This is a genomic window from Nocardia sp. NPDC004860, from assembly GCF_040609015.1.
Classification (GTDB): Bacteria; Actinomycetota; Actinomycetes; order Mycobacteriales; family Mycobacteriaceae; genus Nocardia.
This window is the reverse complement of sequence record NZ_JBEXJI010000018.1, coordinates 154,136-170,987: the sequence shown is the minus strand read 5'-3', so window position 1 is coordinate 170,987 and position 16,852 is coordinate 154,136. Positions and strand designations below refer to the sequence as shown.

17 protein-coding genes are annotated in these 16,852 nt (G+C 66.6%); 9 read left to right on the top strand and 8 right to left on the bottom strand.

Going from position 1 to position 16,852, the window contains the following annotated elements:
* Positions 1-178 precede the first annotated feature (178 nt).
* Positions 179-499 (top strand): 2Fe-2S iron-sulfur cluster-binding protein, encoded by a 321-nt coding sequence (locus ABZV44_RS28770; RefSeq protein ID WP_354842727.1) that lies wholly within the window; start codon positions 179-181, stop codon positions 497-499.
* On the opposite strand, the gene ABZV44_RS28765 is transcribed toward ABZV44_RS28770, so the two are convergent.
* The 5 genes from ABZV44_RS28765 to ABZV44_RS28745 form a co-directional block, all read right to left on the bottom strand.
* Positions 474-1,439 (bottom strand): LuxR C-terminal-related transcriptional regulator, encoded by a 966-nt coding sequence (locus tag ABZV44_RS28765; protein ID WP_354842724.1) that lies wholly within the window; start codon positions 1,437-1,439, stop codon positions 474-476. The genes ABZV44_RS28770 and ABZV44_RS28765 overlap by 26 nt on opposite strands.
* Complete coding sequence (locus ABZV44_RS28760; RefSeq protein ID WP_354842721.1) at positions 1,436-2,566, bottom strand: LuxR C-terminal-related transcriptional regulator; 1,131 nt, start codon at positions 2,564-2,566, stop codon at positions 1,436-1,438. The genes ABZV44_RS28765 and ABZV44_RS28760 overlap by 4 nt, the downstream gene beginning before the upstream one ends.
* Before the next feature lie 233 nt (positions 2,567-2,799).
* Positions 2,800-3,606: an enoyl-CoA hydratase-related protein gene (locus ABZV44_RS28755; protein ID WP_354842719.1), complete on the bottom strand. Its 807-nt coding sequence runs from the start codon at positions 3,604-3,606 to the stop codon at positions 2,800-2,802.
* A 5-nt stretch (positions 3,607-3,611) separates the two neighbouring features.
* Positions 3,612-4,421 (bottom strand): enoyl-CoA hydratase-related protein, encoded by an 810-nt coding sequence (locus tag ABZV44_RS28750; protein ID WP_354842716.1) that lies wholly within the window; start codon positions 4,419-4,421, stop codon positions 3,612-3,614.
* A 111-nt stretch (positions 4,422-4,532) separates the two neighbouring features.
* Positions 4,533-5,318, bottom strand: a complete 786-nt coding sequence (locus ABZV44_RS28745) for an enoyl-CoA hydratase-related protein (protein WP_354842713.1) — start codon at positions 5,316-5,318, stop codon at positions 4,533-4,535.
* Between the two features lie 231 nt (positions 5,319-5,549).
* On the opposite strand from ABZV44_RS28745, the gene ABZV44_RS28740 reads away from it, so the two are divergent.
* Positions 5,550-6,419: an alpha/beta hydrolase gene (locus ABZV44_RS28740; RefSeq protein ID WP_354842710.1), complete on the top strand. Its 870-nt coding sequence runs from the start codon at positions 5,550-5,552 to the stop codon at positions 6,417-6,419.
* Positions 6,420-6,674: 255 nt separating this feature from the next.
* Positions 6,675-7,514: an alpha/beta fold hydrolase gene (locus tag ABZV44_RS28735; protein ID WP_354842707.1), complete on the top strand. Its 840-nt coding sequence runs from the start codon at positions 6,675-6,677 to the stop codon at positions 7,512-7,514.
* A 46-nt stretch (positions 7,515-7,560) separates the two neighbouring features.
* On the opposite strand, the gene ABZV44_RS28730 is transcribed toward ABZV44_RS28735, so the two are convergent.
* Positions 7,561-8,652, bottom strand: a complete 1,092-nt coding sequence (locus ABZV44_RS28730) for an alpha/beta hydrolase (RefSeq protein ID WP_354842704.1) — start codon at positions 8,650-8,652, stop codon at positions 7,561-7,563.
* 69 nt (positions 8,653-8,721) lie between these two features.
* Positions 8,722-10,017, bottom strand: coding sequence for a serine hydrolase domain-containing protein (locus ABZV44_RS28725; RefSeq protein WP_354842701.1), 1,296 nt, complete (start codon positions 10,015-10,017; stop codon positions 8,722-8,724).
* Positions 10,018-10,467: 450 nt separating this feature from the next.
* On the opposite strand from ABZV44_RS28725, the gene ABZV44_RS28720 reads away from it, so the two are divergent.
* The 6 genes from ABZV44_RS28720 to ABZV44_RS28695 all read left to right on the top strand — a co-directional run bounded on the left by ABZV44_RS28720 (position 10,468) and on the right by ABZV44_RS28695 (position 15,362).
* Positions 10,468-11,229 carry a fumarylacetoacetate hydrolase family protein gene (locus ABZV44_RS28720; protein WP_354842797.1) on the top strand — a complete coding sequence of 254 codons (762 nt, stop codon included), beginning with the start codon at positions 10,468-10,470 and terminating at the stop codon, positions 11,227-11,229.
* Positions 11,226-12,218 (top strand): acetaldehyde dehydrogenase (acetylating), encoded by a 993-nt coding sequence (locus tag ABZV44_RS28715; protein ID WP_354842698.1) that lies wholly within the window; start codon positions 11,226-11,228, stop codon positions 12,216-12,218. Before ABZV44_RS28720 ends, ABZV44_RS28715 begins: the two co-directional genes overlap by 4 nt.
* A complete protein-coding gene (gene dmpG / locus ABZV44_RS28710) occupies positions 12,215-13,228 on the top strand; it encodes a 4-hydroxy-2-oxovalerate aldolase (protein WP_354842695.1) in 1,014 nt (337 codons plus the stop codon). Before ABZV44_RS28715 ends, dmpG begins: the two co-directional genes overlap by 4 nt.
* A gap of 96 nt (positions 13,229-13,324) precedes the next feature.
* On the top strand, positions 13,325-13,846 hold the full coding sequence (locus ABZV44_RS28705; protein ID WP_354842692.1) for an aromatic-ring-hydroxylating dioxygenase subunit beta: 522 nt from the start codon (positions 13,325-13,327) through the stop codon (positions 13,844-13,846).
* Positions 13,843-14,658: an SDR family oxidoreductase gene (locus ABZV44_RS28700; RefSeq protein ID WP_354842689.1), complete on the top strand. Its 816-nt coding sequence runs from the start codon at positions 13,843-13,845 to the stop codon at positions 14,656-14,658. The genes ABZV44_RS28705 and ABZV44_RS28700 overlap by 4 nt, the downstream gene beginning before the upstream one ends.
* Positions 14,655-15,362 (top strand): dienelactone hydrolase family protein, encoded by a 708-nt coding sequence (locus ABZV44_RS28695; protein WP_354842687.1) that lies wholly within the window; start codon positions 14,655-14,657, stop codon positions 15,360-15,362. Before ABZV44_RS28700 ends, ABZV44_RS28695 begins: the two co-directional genes overlap by 4 nt.
* A gap of 95 nt (positions 15,363-15,457) precedes the next feature.
* Here ABZV44_RS28695 and ABZV44_RS28690 read toward each other — a convergent pair whose 3' ends face one another.
* Positions 15,458-16,774, bottom strand: coding sequence for an aromatic ring-hydroxylating dioxygenase subunit alpha (locus ABZV44_RS28690; RefSeq protein ID WP_354842685.1), 1,317 nt, complete (start codon positions 16,772-16,774; stop codon positions 15,458-15,460).
* Positions 16,775-16,852 lie beyond the last annotated feature (78 nt).

The following is a 16,852-nucleotide window of genomic DNA, read 5'->3' as shown; positions in this document are numbered from 1 at the left end:
AGCGGGCTGGGTGAGGCACATCACACCGATGGGGGATCGGGGTCTGCAGGAGGGGGCAAATCCGATGGTGGCGTCACTCCGGCGAGAGGTGCCGATCGACCGTCGTGGGGATGTGTGGCCGCCACACCGCCGCAGACACTGGGATCACTTCGGTGATTCGGTCGTGAAGGAGGCCACCATGCCCACCGTCGTCTATCACCTGCCCGACGGTTCGAGGAGCGCCGTCGAGGTCCCCGCCGGACAGTCGGTCATGGACGGATCTGTCCGGAACAACCTCCCGGGCATCGTCGCCGAGTGTGGCGGCAGCTGTTCCTGCGCGACCTGTCACGTCTTTCTGGACCAGGAGGCGGCGGAGCGCTTCGATGAAGCGTCCATGGAGGAGCAGGATCTGCTGGAATTTCTCGACGGCGCGAGTTCTCGCTCGCGGCTCGCATGTCAGCTGATCATGCGGGCCGACATGGGCACGGTGAATGTCACGGTCGCGCAGTCCGAAGGTTAGCGAGGTCCGCGCCGTCGTACTTGGCGATCAATTCCCCGCGATTCGTCGCGCCCAGCTTGCGCAGGACACGTTTGACGTGCGATTTCACTGTGTCGACAGTGATGACGAGTTCGTCTGCGATCGCCGAGTTGGACGCGCCCGTCAGGATCAGGCGCAGCACTTCGATCTCCCTGCCGGTCAGCGGCTCCACCAGCGGCCCGGCATCGACCGAGGCTGCGGAAAGGTCTGTATGCGAAGGAGTTTCGATATCGCGGACCCAGGAGCGGGTGCTGGCCCGCAAGAGGTTCAGTTGCCTGGTGCGACGTGCCGCCAAACCGAGCCGGGCGAAGCAGGCGCCGAGCACTTCGGCCAGCATGGTGACCGAATCATGCAGCGCCGCATCGATTGTCCCGGCCAGGTACACGATCCCGGCTGGTTTCGCTTCGATGGGCACGACCACGATCACGCAGCCGTCACCGAACACCGGGCGCAGAGCCGCGAGGGGTGCGGCGTCGAATTGTGGTTGTCCCGCCAACGCCGCCGCCTCGGCGGATCCGGGAGTGATGTCGAGCGCCGGTGGAAGTTCCGGCGAGCCCACATCGCCCGAGTCGAAGGCCATGACCGGAATCGCTTGGGCGTCCTCGAGTTTGCAGAGAACTACGCGCTCGGATCGGCAGAGATCGGCGAACCCCCGGCAGGCTCGCCGCATCAGCTCCTCGCTCGACGCCGCGTCGCCCAGCGCCCGCACTGTCTGCTCGATCTGCGACATGGTGTGACGCAGGTCGTCCTTGGTGCTGTCTCGGTACTGATCCCGGAGTTCGACCAGCTCGACCATTCGGGCGCCGAGGTCGACGAGCCGGGGGCCCGACGCATCGCGCATCTCGGCCAGGGTGTCGGCGATCGCCCGCTCCAGCTCCGCCTCCGAATCGGGTGGTGGCCCGGGGAGGTCGCCGTCGATCACGCCGATATCCTCTCGGGCAGTCTTCGCCCGGCATACCACGCCGCCGCTTCGGCGCGCGTCGTCACATTGAGCTTCTTGAATATCTGCTGCGCATGCGATTTCACCGTGCCGTCGGAGATACACAGGCGCCGTGAGATGGCCGCATTGGTCGCGCCGGTCGCCATCAGCGCCAGCACGTCGCGTTCGCGCGGGCTCAACAGGCCCGCGGATCGCGCGCCGTCCGTTTCGCCGTCGGTTCGCTCGGGCAATCTTTCAGGTGCGGCGATCTCGCCCAGGGTGACCTCGGAATCCTCGAGGTCGCGCAAGGAGCGGACCAGCCGCTGAAGTTCGGCTTCGGTGCGCTCGTTCTCCTCGGCTATCTGGCCGCGTAACCGATGGGATTCTGTTGCCAGCGCGCACACTTCGGCCAGGGCGCCGACGAGGTGGAAATCCTCCTCGGACAGATCGCTGTCGTTGCGGTCGACGTGCACGATTCCGACCGCGCGCTCGCCGACGACGACCGGAACCGCCAGATAGGCGGCGGATCTGCTCAGGTCGAGCAGTGGCCGGTAGGTGTCGTGGTGGATATCCGACGGCGCGACGGCGAAGGAACGGCGCTTGCGCACCAGCTCGGCCTCCCGCGGGGCGTCACGCAGCGAGATCGGATGGCCGTCGACCGCCGCGATCAATTCGCGGAAGCCATCGCCGAGCTCGGGATTCACCGCCACCGACATCGGCGACCACGAGGAGCCGGATACCACCGAGAACATCGCTTTGCCGAACCCGACCGCGGTGCACAGTTCGCGGGTGACCACCTCGGGCAGAAGTATGCCGCTCGCGCAGCTGATTGCGCGCACCACCCGGGTCAGGCCGTTGACATGGTTGCTGTGGATGCGCATTCGGCGGGTGAGGTCGGCGCGAATGGCGGCGTCCACCGATGCGAGGATCACGGCGACGTCGGCCGTGTGCTCGGGTACCGGCAATCCGGCGCGCAGTGTGCGGGTCAGGTAACTTCGTGTCAGCGAGAGACTCGGATATCGGTCTTGCAGGCGGAGAAGTTCCGGATCAGGACCGATGAGCTCCCGCAACTGGGCCAGCGCCTGTTCGGCGACGTACGCGGCGTTGCCCGGGTTGGTGTACGGAACCACTGATCACTCCTCGAAACCGATGGACCCATGTGCTGCCGGTTCGAGTCACCGGACGGCATGTGACCCACCACACAATACGCTATATGTATATGGTATGTCCAAAAAATTATAGGGCGGGCTCCATTCCGCCGGAGATCGGTCGCACACAAGCCGCGATGATACGAATCGGCGCCGAGGCTGGTGGTTCGTGCCACCGCCCCGGCGCCGTTGGTGTCCGGAGTGCCGCGAGAAGATCAGCGGGTGTCGGCCTCGCCCGCGAATGCGAGCAGGGCGCGGCCGCGTCGTTCGAGTTCCAGTGCGGCCGAGAAGGATCCGACTTCCTGATTGCGCTGGAGCGCGCGTTTGGCCATGCGGACCTCGCCGAGTGAGTGCTCGGCGATGGCGTGCGCGACCGCGAAGGCCTCGTCCATCAGCCGGTCGGCGGCGACGATGCGGTTGGCCAGGCCGATGCGCACCGCTTCCTCCGCGCCGACGACCCGGCCGGTGAACGACAGCTCGGCGGCACGGCCGTATCCGATCAACCGGGTCAACTGCCAGGAATTGCTGAGCTCGCCGACGGAGAGACCGACCCGCACGAACGCGGCATTGAATTTCGCGTGCGGTGCGATGAGCCGGAAGTCCGCCGCCAGCGACAGCGACAGTCCGCCGCCGGCGGCCGCGCCGTTGACCGCGGCGATCACAGGGAAAGGCAGATGCCGTATCGCGGCCATGCCACCTGCGGACAACTCCAGGAACTGCAGGAACTCCCGGGCGCCCATCCGGGTGAGCACCGAGATCTCGTCCAGGTCGAATCCGGTGCAGAAGGCACGATCGCCCGCGCCGCGGATGATCAGCGCTCTCGCATCGGTGTCACGCAACGCGTGTGCGGCGATGCCGAACTCGCCGAACATGGTGACGGTCTGGGAGTTCATCCGCTCTGGCCGGTTGACGGTCAGCACCGCGATCCGGCCGGGATGAATGTCCAGCGTCAGCGTCTCCAGTTGTGGCGGTTCATAATTCGCGAGTACGGCGGTGTCGGGGCCACCCACGGTCTGTGTCATCACGATCACCGTCCCGTGAAGTTGGGCCGGCGCTTCTCCTTGAACGCGGCCAGCGCCTCGGGCATATCCGCGCCGCGGGTGAGCAGCGCCTGACCGCGGTTCTCCAGCTCCAGCGCCGCCGCGAACGAGCCGATCTCCATGTTCGCCTGCAGCGCCCGCTTGGAAAGCTGGACGCCGCCAGGGGAATTCGCGCAGATCTGATCGGCGAGTGCGATCGCCTCGTCGAGCAGGGACTCGGCCGGGACCACGGAATTGAGCAGGCCCACTCGCTCGGCCTCGGGGGCTTCCATCACGCGTGCGGTGTAGGCGAATTCGGCGGCGTTGGCCGGACCGATGAGCCGGGTGAGCAGCCATGAGGTGCCGAGGTCTCCCGCTGACAGGCCGATGCGGACGAACGCGGCATTGAATCGGGCCGCCGGGGCGCCGATCCGGATGTCGGCGGCCAGCGCGAGCGCCAGGCCGCCGCCCGCGGCCGCACCGTTGACGGCCGCGATGACGGGAATGCGCATGCCGCGGATGGCGGTGAGTGCGCGGGCCGCGAGCTCCTGCTGATCGAGCATCCCCAGCGCCGTCAGCTCCGTCAGGTGGTCGGCGTCGGCGAGGTCATAGCCCGCGCAGAACGCCTTGCCCGCTCCGGTCAGGATCAGTACGCGCAGATCGTCTTCGCGATCGAGGGTGTGTGCGAGCCACTCGAGCTCGGCGAACATGGTGTTCGTCATGGCGTTCATCCGCTCGGCGCGGTCGAGCGTGGCGACGGCGATTCCGGGCTTCGGGCGATCCAGCCGGATCGTCTCCAGCTGTCGGCGGGTGCTCATGCAGGGCTCACTTTCAATGCTGTGGGTGTCACCGGCTACCGTCCACGGTGGCAATGCCGCTGAGGCGGAACGACCCCCCGATGGAAGGAGTTCACCCCTCCTCGGAGTGGTTCACGCGAACTTCGGTGCGCGCTTCTCCAGGAATGCCGCCAAACCTTCCTTGGCTTCGCCGCTCTCGAACAGCTGCTGCACCTGTCCGACCTCGAAGCGGAACCCCTCCTCGAGCGGGAGATCGAACGCGGCGTCCACGGTGCGGATCACCGCCTGTTGTGCGGGCAACGACATCGTGGACAGTTCGGCGGCGAGCTCGAGCGCTGTCGCCGTGGCCGTGCCGTCGGCGACGAGCCGGTCGATGAGGCCGATGGTGTATGCCTCGTCGGCGGGCACCTGCCGGGCGCTGAGCATGATGTCGAGCGCGCGGCCACGGCCCACCAGCCGGGGGAGTCGCTGCGTCCCGCCCGCCCCGGGAATCAATCCGAGCTTCACCTCCGGGAGCCCGAACTTGGCCGAGGCCGCCCCGACGCGCAGCGTGCAGGCCATGGCGAGCTCCAGACCGCCACCGAGGGCCACCCCCTCGACAGCGGCGATGGTGATCCGGCCGGGTGCCGCGAGCCGATCGAGCGCGGCGCGCAGCTGGTCGCCGTAGGCGGTGAAGGACTCGGCATCCCCGCCGGACATGTGTTTGATGTCGGCGCCGGCAGCGAAGAATCCGGGAATACTGGATTCGATCACGGCCACTTTCACGTTCCCGGCGGCGTCGGCGGCATCGAGCGCCGTCCCGAGCCCCTCGATGATGGCCGGGCCGAGCGCATTGGCGGGTCGGCGCTGCAGCGTGATCGTCATGATGCAGTTGTCGGCGATATTCCAGGTGACGGCGGGGGTATCGGTACCGGGCATGAGACCTTCCTCAACTTTGCGGATACTGGCCATATTATATGAATTGTCAGACCGAAATGTCACGCGCCGACGGAGCGGGGTTCCCGCCGCCGCCACCAACAGCGATGGGATGCATCGCCCGGTGAAATCGGCAAGTTGCCCTGCGGCGGAATGCGGTCTGACACACTATGGACTGACCATCAAATGCTTCATATGATCCAACCAATGGTCATGTTCAGAGGGAGGCGCACAGTGCCCCAGCAGCCCGAACGTGTCGATGTCCCCAGCGCCGGTGGCGTGACAATCGCCGCCTATCGCTGGGATCCACAAGGCCCGCCAGGTGCGATCGCCCAGATCGTGCACGGGGTCGGCGAGCATGCCCTTCGGTACGCACCGCTGGCAGAGCGGCTCGCGGGGCGTGGACTTGTCGTCTACGCCCACGATCACCGTGGTCACGGCGCCACCCTGCTCGCGGGCCAGGAGCCCGGCGCGATCGGCGCCGACGGCTGGGCCGAACTCGTGGCCGACGTGGGGCGGGTGGGCCGAGCCGCCCGCACCGCCCACCCGTCGTTGAAGCTGGTGCTCATCGCGCACAGCCTCGGGTCGTACGCCGCCCAGCAGTTCTTGCTGGAGCACAGCGACGCGGTCGACGCGGTGGCAATGACCGGCACGGCCGCGGTGGACCTGCTACCGCTGGACTTGGACGCCCCGGTCGACCTGGCGGCATTCAATGCGCCATTCCAGCCGGCCCGCACCGATTTCGACTGGCTCAGCCGTGACGAGGCCCAGGTGGATGCCTATGTCGCAGACCCGCTGTGCGGGTTCGGGCTGGATATCCCGGGCATGAAGGCGATGTTCGCCGGCACGCGGAAGCTGGCCGACAAGTCGCTGGTTTCGGCGATGCGCCCGGATCTGCCGATTTACCTCGCCGTCGGCGAGCAGGACCCGGTCAATGGGCAGCTCGCACTGATCCATCCGCTGGTCGACCGCTATGCGAACGGAGGCCTGACCGACATCACGCTGAAGGTGTGGGAAGACGCTCGACACGAGATCTTCAACGAGACCAACCGGGATGAGGTCTGTGCCGACCTGTTCACCTGGATCGACCGGAAGCTCGGCTGATCGACGATCGACGGCCCGCGAGGAAGACGGCCCCGTCTACTTCTGGCTCGATCGACCGTCGGCCCAATCTTCAATCCAACCAATGATGTTTGTGGGTGCTGTATGCGTGTAGCTCGCTTCGTTGCGAGTGTGACGGCCGGCCTCGGGATTCTCGGGGTCTGTGCTCCACTCGGCTCGGCAGATCAACCGGACTCGGGGTTCCCGGCTGTCCAGGAGCACAGGTTCACCGTCGCTCGAGCGAATTTGGCCGGCGCCGTGCGATGCGACGACGGCGCCCGGTCGGGCGATCGGCCGACCGTGTTGCTGATCCCGGGAACCGGCGGCACACCGGATGAGGTGTGGTCGTGGAACTACGAAAGGGCACTTCCCGCCGCGGGGTACGGGTGGTGCACGGTGACCCTGCCGGGCCGGGCTATGGGGGACTTTTCGACCTCCGCCGAGTATGCGGCGTACGCCGCACTCGAGGCCCACCGGGTGTCGGGTCGGCCGATCGCTATCGTCGGGCACAGCCAGGGCGGCGCCATGGCGGCGTGGATCGCGAAGTTCTGGCCCGAAGTCTCCGCGGTCACCGCCGCGGTCATCCCGATAGCGGCGCCCTTGAGCGGCACCGCATTGGCCGACAGCCTGTGCGCTGGCGGAATGTGCTCGCCGATCGCATGGCAGATGGGTACCCACTCGCATGTGGAAAGAGCATTCGCCAACGCCCCGGTGCCTGCCGGTATCGCCTTCACCTCGATTCAGTCCCTGCAGGATGAGCTCGTCTTCCCGCAGCCCGGCGCGGGCTCGATGCGCGGTGGACGGACGGTCATGGTTCAGGATGTGTGCCCCGGCCACCTAGCCGATCACGGGACGTTGCTGTTCGATGCGGTGGCCTACGGTCTGGTGCTGGATGCACTCGGCCACGAGGGTTCGGTCGACCCGGACCGGGTCGACCGTTCGGTGTGTTCGCAGGCAGTGCTGCCCGGCTCCGATCCGGCGAGCGCCGTCGAGCTCTCCGCGACCCTTACGACGCTGACGCCCGGGCTGCTGGACCCCGGCAATTGGGTTCCCGCCGAGCACCCGCTGCCCGCGTACGCCGTGCCGTACGACGACTGAATCGGGTCCCTTCCAGCATCGGACCGACCGACCTGAATCGATTTCGTCAACGAGCCGTTCGTATCACTGCCGGGTCGGCGGTGGTCGCGGGCGCGAGGCCGGTGCGCAGGGCCCCGGCGGCCTCGACCAGCGCGTCTCGCGCGACGCGGCTGTAGCCCGCCATCAGGACGAACGGGTGGGCCAGGCCGGGGTGCCTGCGATGCGCGACGGTGACGCCCGCGGCGCGCAACTGTTCGACGTACTCCTCGCCCGATTCGCAGACCGGGTCGAACCCCGCGGTGGCGATGTAGGCGGGCGCGAGGCCGGAGAGGTCGTCGGCGAACCGGGGGGAGCAGCGCACATCGCGCCACTCGGATTCGTCGGCGTAGCGCGCGAGGAACCATTTCATCAGCGCCGTGGTCAGCATGTATCCGTCATCGAGCTCGGGCGCCGTGTGACCGACGACCGTCAGATCCGGTGGCGGAACGAAAAGTACCTGGAAAGCGGGCTGCTGCCAGCCGCGGTCGCGGGCTTCACGGCAGACGCTCGTCATCAAGTTCGCGCCGGCGCTTTCGCCGCCGACTGCGATGCGCGAGGGTTCCACGCCGAAATCGGCGGCGTGGTCGAGCAGGTAGCGGTAGGTCGCGACGCAGTCGTCGTATCCGGCCGGGAACCGATGCTCCGGTGCCAGTCGGTAGTCGATCGACAGCACGCGGGAACCGCTGTGCTCGGCGAGGATTCGGCACACGTTGTCGTAGCCGTCCAGATCCCCGATGCCGAAACCGCCGCCATGGGCGAACAGCAACAGGGAGGAGGGCTCGGCGGGTTGTGTGGGGAGATACAGCCGACCGGGGATATCGCCCGCCAGGCCGGGGATGCTCACGTCGTGGACCGCATCGACGGGTACCGGCGCACCGGACAGCATCCTGCCCATTTTCCTGAACTTCTGCCTGCCAACGGGCAACGCGAGCTCATCAACCGGCTGCTGCGTATTGACGATACGCAGCAGCAATTGGATGCCGGGATCGAGTTGCCGGTCGCGGAATTCGACGATTCCGCCGCCGGCCAGGCCGCGCTGGATCCTCGGGGGCAGCTTGCCGAGGCCGCGGAAGAACGCAGCGCCCAGCTTCTCGCTGAAGGTCGTCGGAATAACGGTCACGATGGGAAACCTCCATGCATCGAGCAGCGCCGGTGCCGGGCTGACGAACGTTGTCTCGCTGTAGCGCGCCTACGCGGCCCAGCTCCTTACACCGGCCATGTCCAGCGGGCGGGATACCCGCGGAATTCGGCCGGCGATCCGGTCTAGCAGCAGCGGCAGCTGAATGTTCCCGGCAGTCATCGATTTTCCGGTCGGCACGATGGCTCCGCTCAGGCCGCGAGCCGGGTCCGCCCAGGCGAAGACCGAGGTGAAGCCGAAGTGGCCGAAGAGCGTCTCGGTATGGCGGCCGAGGATTCCGACCCGCTGGCCGAGTACGAAACCGGAGCCGACTCGGAGGCCCGGGACGCCGAGAAGCCGGCCCCGCGGTGCGATTGCGCGGCGTACGGTCCGTGGCGACATCACCCGGACTCCGTCGAGTTCTCCTCCGCGCAGCAGGATTTCGTAGAATCTGGCCATTTCGGCCGCGGTCGATACGATGTTCGCGGGCGGTAGCTCGGTGGTCAGGAACAGCCGGTCGTTCGCCAGGTCGACGATTTCCTCGAGTGAGGCCGACATGCTGCGGCGCATCATGCCGGACAGGCTGGCCGGCGGAGTGCGGCCGGTGGTTGCGCATCGCGCCACGAGCGGCAGATCATCCTGTGCGACACCGTAATTCGTCCACCGGAAGCCGAGCGGCCCGAGGATCTCATCGGCGAGAACATCGCGGATGCGCCGTCCGGTGGCGGCGTGCACGATCGCGCCGAGCACGAGTCCCGCGGTCACCGGGTGATAGATGTGCCGGAGTCCGGGTCGATGCAAGGGACGCAGTGATTCCAGGGTGACTCGCATCCGGTCGTTGTCGGCGATCAGTTCGATGAGTGGCACATCGCCGGGCAGGGCGGGGATGCCCGCGCTGTAGTCGAGCAGGTGCTGGATCGTGATGCGGTCCTTGCCGTGACCGACGAATCCGGGCAAGTAGGTGCAGACCCGGTCGTCGAGTCCGAAAGCTCCGCGTTCGGCCAGCATGTGGACGACGGTCGCGGTGATGCCCTTCGATGCCGAGTACACGCACGCGGGTGTGTCCGGCGTGACGGGGCTCGAGTCGAGGGCACGGAGGGCGGTCGTGGCGCGATGGGGTGAGTATCCGATCGAGCGGTTGAGGATCACTGTGCCCTCGCGGCGCAGGCAGATCTGGATCGCGGGGTTTGCGCCGGTCCGGTACCACTGGCGCACAGACGCCCAGATCGATTCCACCGCAGCGTGATCCACGCCGGCCTGCTCGGGATCGGCCTCGGGGCCGATGGTGGTGATGGCGTCGAGATCCCCGGCGACCACCGTTCGCTTGTCGGGACCGAAGCCGAGCATCGACGGCAAACTTCCGATCATCATTGATCACCTTCATTGGTAAAGCAGTGCACTGCGGCCGATTTCGCAACGCGTGCGAAGATCAGCATCGCAGTATTACCGGCGAGTTTTCTCGGCCTCGCGCACAATCGCCGGCCGTGGCTTTGTGCGGCGCCACAATCATTTCCCGGGAAGGGCGCCGTCCATGCCGCCGTCGCGGGACGCCACCATCGAGTTGACCGGTGTCCCGGAGGAAGCCCATTTGAGGGATGCGAGGATTTCCTGCAATTTCGGTGCGGCCGCAGCGCGGATTTACCGCAGCCCACCCGATCGCCTCGGCTCGTGCTCGCCGGGAGTGGATCGTCGTTCCGTACGCCGGAACGCGAGGCTGTGCGCGGCACCGTTGGGTGGCGATCGTTGTGTCAGCCACGGGATTTCATCGTGAGTACAACGGGGATCGACTCGAACGTAGTCGAGCGGGCCGCCGACCGCATTACCGGCGGGATTCGTGCGCATCGACCGGTCGAACCGGTTCGCGACCTGCTCGGCGTGGGTGACATCGCGCGCGCGTACGCCGTGCAGGAGGAGCTGGTCGCCCGCCGGATAGCCGCGGGCGGGGTGGTGGTGGGCCGGAAGATCGGTCTGACCTCGCCCGCCGTGCAGCAGCAGCTCGGAGTCGACCAGCCCGATTTCGGTGTGCTGTTCGCCGACATGGATTTCTCCGGTGCTGTCGAGGTGCCGTCACGGCGACTGTTGCAGCCGAAGGTCGAGGCCGAGGTCGCCTTCATCCTCAGGAACGATCTCGACAGCGGGGATCTCGACTACGCACAGATCCGCGAGGCCGTCGACTACGCGGTGGCGGCCCTCGAGATTGTCGACAGCCGAATCGCGAACTGGGACATCACCCTCACCGACACCGTCGCCGACAATGCGTCCAGCGGTCTGTTCGTCCTCGCCGGCAAGAAGCTCACCCTCGACAAGTTCGAGCCACGTGCGGTGACTATGCGGATGTACATCGACGAGGTGCAGGTCTCGGAGGGCAACGGGGCCGCTTGCCTCGGAGACCCACTCGAGGCACTGGCCTGGTTGGCGCGTACCGCCAGGGAATTCGGAAATCCGCTGCGCGCCGGCCAGGTCGTCCTTTCCGGAGCGCTCGGACCGATGGCGGCTGTGGCGCCCGGAACCCGTGTTCGTGCCGATATCGGCCCGCTCGGTTCGGTTTTCGCGACGTTCGCCCCGGAGGAGGAGCGATGAGCACGACCGTCCTGCCCAAGACGAAGGTGGCCATCATCGGCTCCGGCAACATCGGCACCGACCTGATGATCAAGGTGCTGCGGCTGTCGGACTACTTGGAAATGGGCGCCATGGTGGGTATCGACCCGGAGTCCGACGGGCTCGCCCGCGCCGGGAGATTGAAGGTGCCGACAACGCACGAGGGTGTCGATGGGCTCATCGCGCTACCGCATTTCGACGAGATAGAGATCGTCTTCGACGCCACCTCGGCCAAGGCGCACCGCGCCAATGCCGAGAAGCTGGCACCGTACGGGAAGAAGTTGATCGACCTGACCCCGGCCGCGATCGGGCCGTTCGTGGTGCCACCGGTCAATCTCGCCGAACATCTCGACGCCGATGCGGACAACGTCAATATGGTGACCTGCGGTGGCCAGGCGACCATCCCGATGGTGGCCGCCGTCTCTGCGGTGACTCCCGTGCATTATGCGGAGATCGTGGCCTCGATCGCCTCGAAATCCGCGGGTCCGGGGACCCGCGCGAACATCGACGAGTTCACCGAAACCACCTCCCTGGCAATCGAATCCGTCGGTGGCGCGGCCAGGGGCAAGGCGATCATCATCCTCAATCCGGCCGAGCCGCCAATGATCATGCGCGACACCGTGTTCTGCCTGATCGGCGATGCGGACCAGGACGCCATCCGGGCCTCCATCGCCGACATGGCGGCGCGGGTCGGGCAGTACGTCCCCGGGTACCGGCTGAAGCAGGATGTGCAGTTCACGCCGATCGCTCCGGGGGAACCGATGCACACGCTGGTACCCGCGGGAGCGGGTCCGGTGACCACGGTGGTGTCGGTGTTCCTCGAGGTCGAAGGCGCCGCGCACTACTTGCCCGCCTACGCCGGCAACCTCGACATCATGACCTCGGCGGCGCTGCGTGTCGCCGAATCGATCGCCCGACGGAATTCCGCTGCGGCACTGGATATGAGCACCACCGCGGAGGCCGCTCGATGACCCATCGACTGTACATTCAGGACGTCACCCTCCGCGATGGCATGCACGCCATCCGGCACCGTATCGATCCGGCCGACGTCGGCCGGATCGTCGCCGCACTCGACGCCGCGGGTGTCGACGCGATCGAGGTCGCCCACGGCGACGGTCTGGCGGGTGGATCGGTGAACTACGGCCCCGGTAGCCACACCGACTGGGAATGGATCGAGGCCGCCGCGGCGAACATCACCAATGCGGTACTCACGACGCTGCTGCTGCCTGGAATCGGCACCATCGCGGATCTGAAACGTGCCTACGATCTCGGTGTCCGTTCGGTGCGGATCGCCACCCACTGCAGCGAGGCCGACATCGCCGCCCAACACATCGCCACCGCGCGCGAACTCGGCATGGATGTCTCCGGCTTCCTGATGATGAGCCACATGGCCACGCCCGACCAGTTGGCGGATCAAGCCGAGCTCATGGAAGCGTATGGCGCACACTGTGTTTACGTCACCGATTCCGGTGGTCGTCTGACGATGGACGGCGTGCGAGAGCGGATCCGTGCCTACCGGGACGTCCTCGACCCCGAGACGCAGATCGGTATCCACGCACACGAAAACCTCTCCCTCTCGGTCGCCAACAGCGTGGTAGCCGTGGAGGAAGGCGTCACCCGTGTCGATGCCTCACTGGCGGGCCAGGGGGCCGGTGCCGGTAACTGCCCGATCGAACCGTTCATCGCGGTCGCCGATTTGCAGGGGTGGCAACACGATTGCGACCTGTTCGCGCTCCAGGACGCCGCCGATGACCTGGTGCGGCCCCTGCGTGATCGTCCGGTGCAGGTCGACCGCGAAACTCTCACACTCGGCTTCGCCGGGGTGTACTCGTCGTTCCTCCGTCATGCCGAGAACGTCGCCGCACGCTACGGCATCGACGCCCGAACCCTGCTGATGGAGGTGGGACGACGGCGTCTGGTCGGAGGCCAGGAGGACATGCTCGTCGATATCGCCCTCGATCTGATCAATTCGTCCCGATGAAGCGTGCCCCGCGGGGTTCCGAGGCCCGGAACATCGCGTAGCAGCCCAGCCGGACGCGCGGGACAGTCGGAGGCATCCGACCGGAGGAGAAGAACCGTGGTTGCTGTTCAATCGGCATTGCCGCCCGTCGAGTCGCTCGCGCTCTGTCATGAAGTCGAGCAATTTCTGTATTACGAAGCCGCTCTGCTGGATTCGTGGCGACTGCCGGAGTGGCTGGATTTCTTCGGCCCGACCGGTCAGTACCTGATTCCGGCGACGGACAAACCGGATGGTGACCCGGCCCGGGATCTGTTCCTGGTCCAGGACGACCGCTTCCTGCTCGAACAGCGGGTCAATTCCCTGATGCGGCGCGCCGCGCACGCCGAATACCCCCATTCCCGAACGCGTCGGCTGATCACCAATGTGCGAGTCACCGACCAGGGCCCGGACGGCACGTTCGGCATCGCGGCCAACTTCGCCGTGTACCGCATGCGGTCCGGTGCCATGGACACCTACGTCGGCCATTACGAGCATCTCGTGGAGCGGGCCGAGGATGGCGGATTCCGGTTCCTGATCCGGCGCTCGGTGCTGGACCTCGACGCGCTGCGGCCACACGGGAAAGTGAGCATCATCCTGTGAACCGCCTGACCGGCAAGGTTGCCATCGTCACCGGCGCCAGCCCGAACATCGGCGGAACCCTCGCCCTCGGCCTGGCCGCGGAAGGCGCACGGGTGTTGTGCACCGACCTCTCGGCCGAGGTCGCCGCGGACTGCGCCGACAAGATCATCGCGGCAGGCGGTGAGGCTGTGGCCATCTCGGGTGATGTCACCGACCAGGGACATGCCGAATCGGCCGCGGCCGCGGCCGTCGAGAGGTGGGGAAAGATCGACATCCTCGTCAACAATGCCGTGTTCTTCCAACAGCAGGGCGTGCTGACAATGGCGTACACCGACTTCCGGCGCCAGCTCGATGTCATCCTCGGTGGGTCCTTTCTCTTCACCCGCGCCGTGGCCAACTCGATGATCGAGACGAAGACCGCCGGCAGCATCATCAACGTGCTGTCGACGGCGGCATGGCAGGGACAGCCGGGAAATATCGGCTACGCAACGGGCAAGAGCGGGCTGGTGAACTTCACCAGATCGGCCGCAATGGAGTTGGCGCAATACGGTATTCGGGTCAACGGGTTCACCCCGACTGCCACGGCGCCGACGGATCCGGCCATGCGGAGCCGGATGGCGGAGCTGATGGGCCGACCTGGTGAATATCGGATGGATTTCGAGGGTCAACTACCACTGTCGCGGCTGCCGACACCCGCGGATTATGTTGGGGCCGTGGTGTTCCTGGCGTCCAACGAGAGCGCGATGGTCACCGGGACCAATATCACCGTGGATGGCGGCGCGACGGCGAAGTACTGGCCGTGGACCCCGCATCCGGTGCAGGAGCAGTCATGAACGACACGGTGCTGATTCCGCCCGCCCGCTCGACGGTGGCGGTCGCGACCGCCACGGTTCCGGTCCTGGAGATCTCGCTCGGTAGTATCCCGCAGGGCTTCGTGCTGGTGCTCTGCGACCGTGGCGGCCTCGACCGCGATGCCGATGTGGTGATGAACCTGTTGGCTGAGCACGGGTACGAGTCACTTGCGGTCGAAGCTGGGCCCGCCCGCGTCCGCCCTGAGCTTCTGGTCGAGTGCGCCGCCGAACGAGGTTGGGCCGATGAACAGATCGGAATGGTCGGTCTGGGCTCCGGTGGCCGAGCCGTGCTTTCCGCGGCCGCCGAGTTCCGTTTCGGAGCGGCGGTCAGCATGTCACCGACCGTCGATCCGGACACCGGCAGCCCAGCCTCGCTGGCGGACTTCGAAGGCGCGATGCGCACACCCTGGCTCGGCCTGTTCGGTGCGGTCGATCCCGATGTCGCTATCGCGGACGTGGATGCGCTCGCGAACCGGCTCCGCACCGGGTCAGAGGTATTCACCCACACCGTCATCTATCCGGGTGTCGGGCGTGACTTCTACCGCGGCGGCAGTACCGGACTCGGCTATGCAGCCTCCTACGACGGCTGGCAGCGCACGATCGAGTGGCTGGTGGCCAGGGTGGCTCCGCGCTTGACACCGCGGGCCGAACGCTGGAGCCGGCGCCGGACGGCGCTCTCCGCCTGACGTCGGGGCTCGGCGATCGAGAAGGCGGTCGGAAGAGATCTTCTTCCGACCGCCTTCTCGGTTTGCGCAAGCTGGTGTCGTGTTGGCCGGCGTCCTCAGACCGTCGCTTGGGCGGGGTTCGGACTTTGCCTGGGCGCTTTCAGAACGTCTGCCAGCTCGTCCTGTTGCTCGGGCGGCAACTGCTCACCGGTGATCAGCTCGTTCCAACGGCGCCACCACGCCCGCATCTGGAGCTCGTCGGTGCCCGAGTTGGCCGTCTTGTTCATGCCGCGCGAGATATCGGACCACCCGAGCTCCTTGCGTCCCCCATATCCGACCTGGCAGGTCTCGAGCGCTTCGACGTCGTCCGGTGAGGCCAGCCCGCCGGGCCCCCAGAAGGTGAGGAAGTTGTCCAGGCGCTGCTTGCGCAGTTCGCCGCCCTCTTCGGGCGGGGCCAGCTCCCAGGCGGTGACCTCCATGTAGTCCGGGCTGATCGGGTCGATCTTGCGGATGAGCACGCCCATGACCAGGTCGATGATCACCAGGTTCGGGAAGATGATCATGTTCCGATTGCCCTGCATCCGATCGACCCAGCCGTCGCCGTAGCGTTCGCGCAGCCGGTCGAACCGCGCGGCCCGGTCCGCGGTACCGGCCTCCGACAGCGGTCGTCCGAACAGCCCCTCGGTGGTCGGGGAGCCGGCCATCACGGCGTGCCCGTTCCCGAGGTCGATGCCGCGGGACTCGCCGAGCGCGTTCGGGTCCAGCTTGCCGCGGGCGGCGAGCACCATCTCGAAATACCGCTGATGCGTCGACACCGCGTGGTAGCCATCGACACTGTTCTCCACCAACAGTTTCCAGTTGGCCTTCACCGAGTACTCGTGGGTGCCGTCGAGAACCTCCATCCCCGATTCGGATTGGTCGCAGACGAGGTCGAGGTATTCGGTCGCGCCCGCGAGATAGGTCTCGAGGTCGACGATGGCGGGATCGAAGCTGACGAACACGAACCCACGGTAGGAGTCGACCCGGGGCGGCGCCGCGAGGTCGGGGCGCGCGAAATCCTCACTGTAGGAATCGTCGCCCGGCATCGAGACCATGTCCCCGGCGGTACTGAAACTCCATCCGTGATAGAAGCACGTCAGGAAGCGGGCGTTGCCGCGCGGCTCCCGGCACAGCATGGCGCCGCGATGGGGGCACGAGTTGATCCAGACACGAATCTCTCCGGTGTTGTCGCGTGCGAAGATCAACGGCCGGCCCGCGACCGTGCGCGTCTTGAAGTCGTTCTTCTTCCGCAGCTCCGTTTCATGGCCCAGGTACAGCCAGCTGTGCTCGAAGATGCGGTCTCGTTCTCTGGCGAACACCTCGGGATCGGTCATGACTTGCCGGTTGACTTTGAACCGCGGCATATCCCTGTCATCGATCACATATTCAGACACCACAGAACTCCTTCGGTCGCCCATTGCCGGATGTCGCGACGGTGCACCATTCCGTGCGGGAAAGCAGGGTCCGGTTCC

Coding starts and splice junctions, on each gene's coding strand:
- ABZV44_RS28770 (WP_354842727.1), top strand. CDS start 179: ATGCCCACCGTCGTCTATCACCTGCCCGACGGTTCGAGGAGCGCCGTC.
- ABZV44_RS28755 (WP_354842719.1), bottom strand. CDS start 3,606: ATGACACAGACCGTGGGTGGCCCCGACACCGCCGTACTCGCGAATTAT.
- ABZV44_RS28750 (WP_354842716.1), bottom strand. CDS start 4,421: ATGAGCACCCGCCGACAGCTGGAGACGATCCGGCTGGATCGCCCGAAG.
- ABZV44_RS28745 (WP_354842713.1), bottom strand. CDS start 5,318: ATGCCCGGTACCGATACCCCCGCCGTCACCTGGAATATCGCCGACAAC.
- ABZV44_RS28725 (WP_354842701.1), bottom strand. CDS start 10,017: ATGATCGGAAGTTTGCCGTCGATGCTCGGCTTCGGTCCCGACAAGCGA.
- ABZV44_RS28715 (WP_354842698.1), top strand. CDS start 11,226: ATGAGCACGACCGTCCTGCCCAAGACGAAGGTGGCCATCATCGGCTCC.
- dmpG (WP_354842695.1), top strand. CDS start 12,215: ATGACCCATCGACTGTACATTCAGGACGTCACCCTCCGCGATGGCATG.
- ABZV44_RS28695 (WP_354842687.1), top strand. CDS start 14,655: ATGAACGACACGGTGCTGATTCCGCCCGCCCGCTCGACGGTGGCGGTC.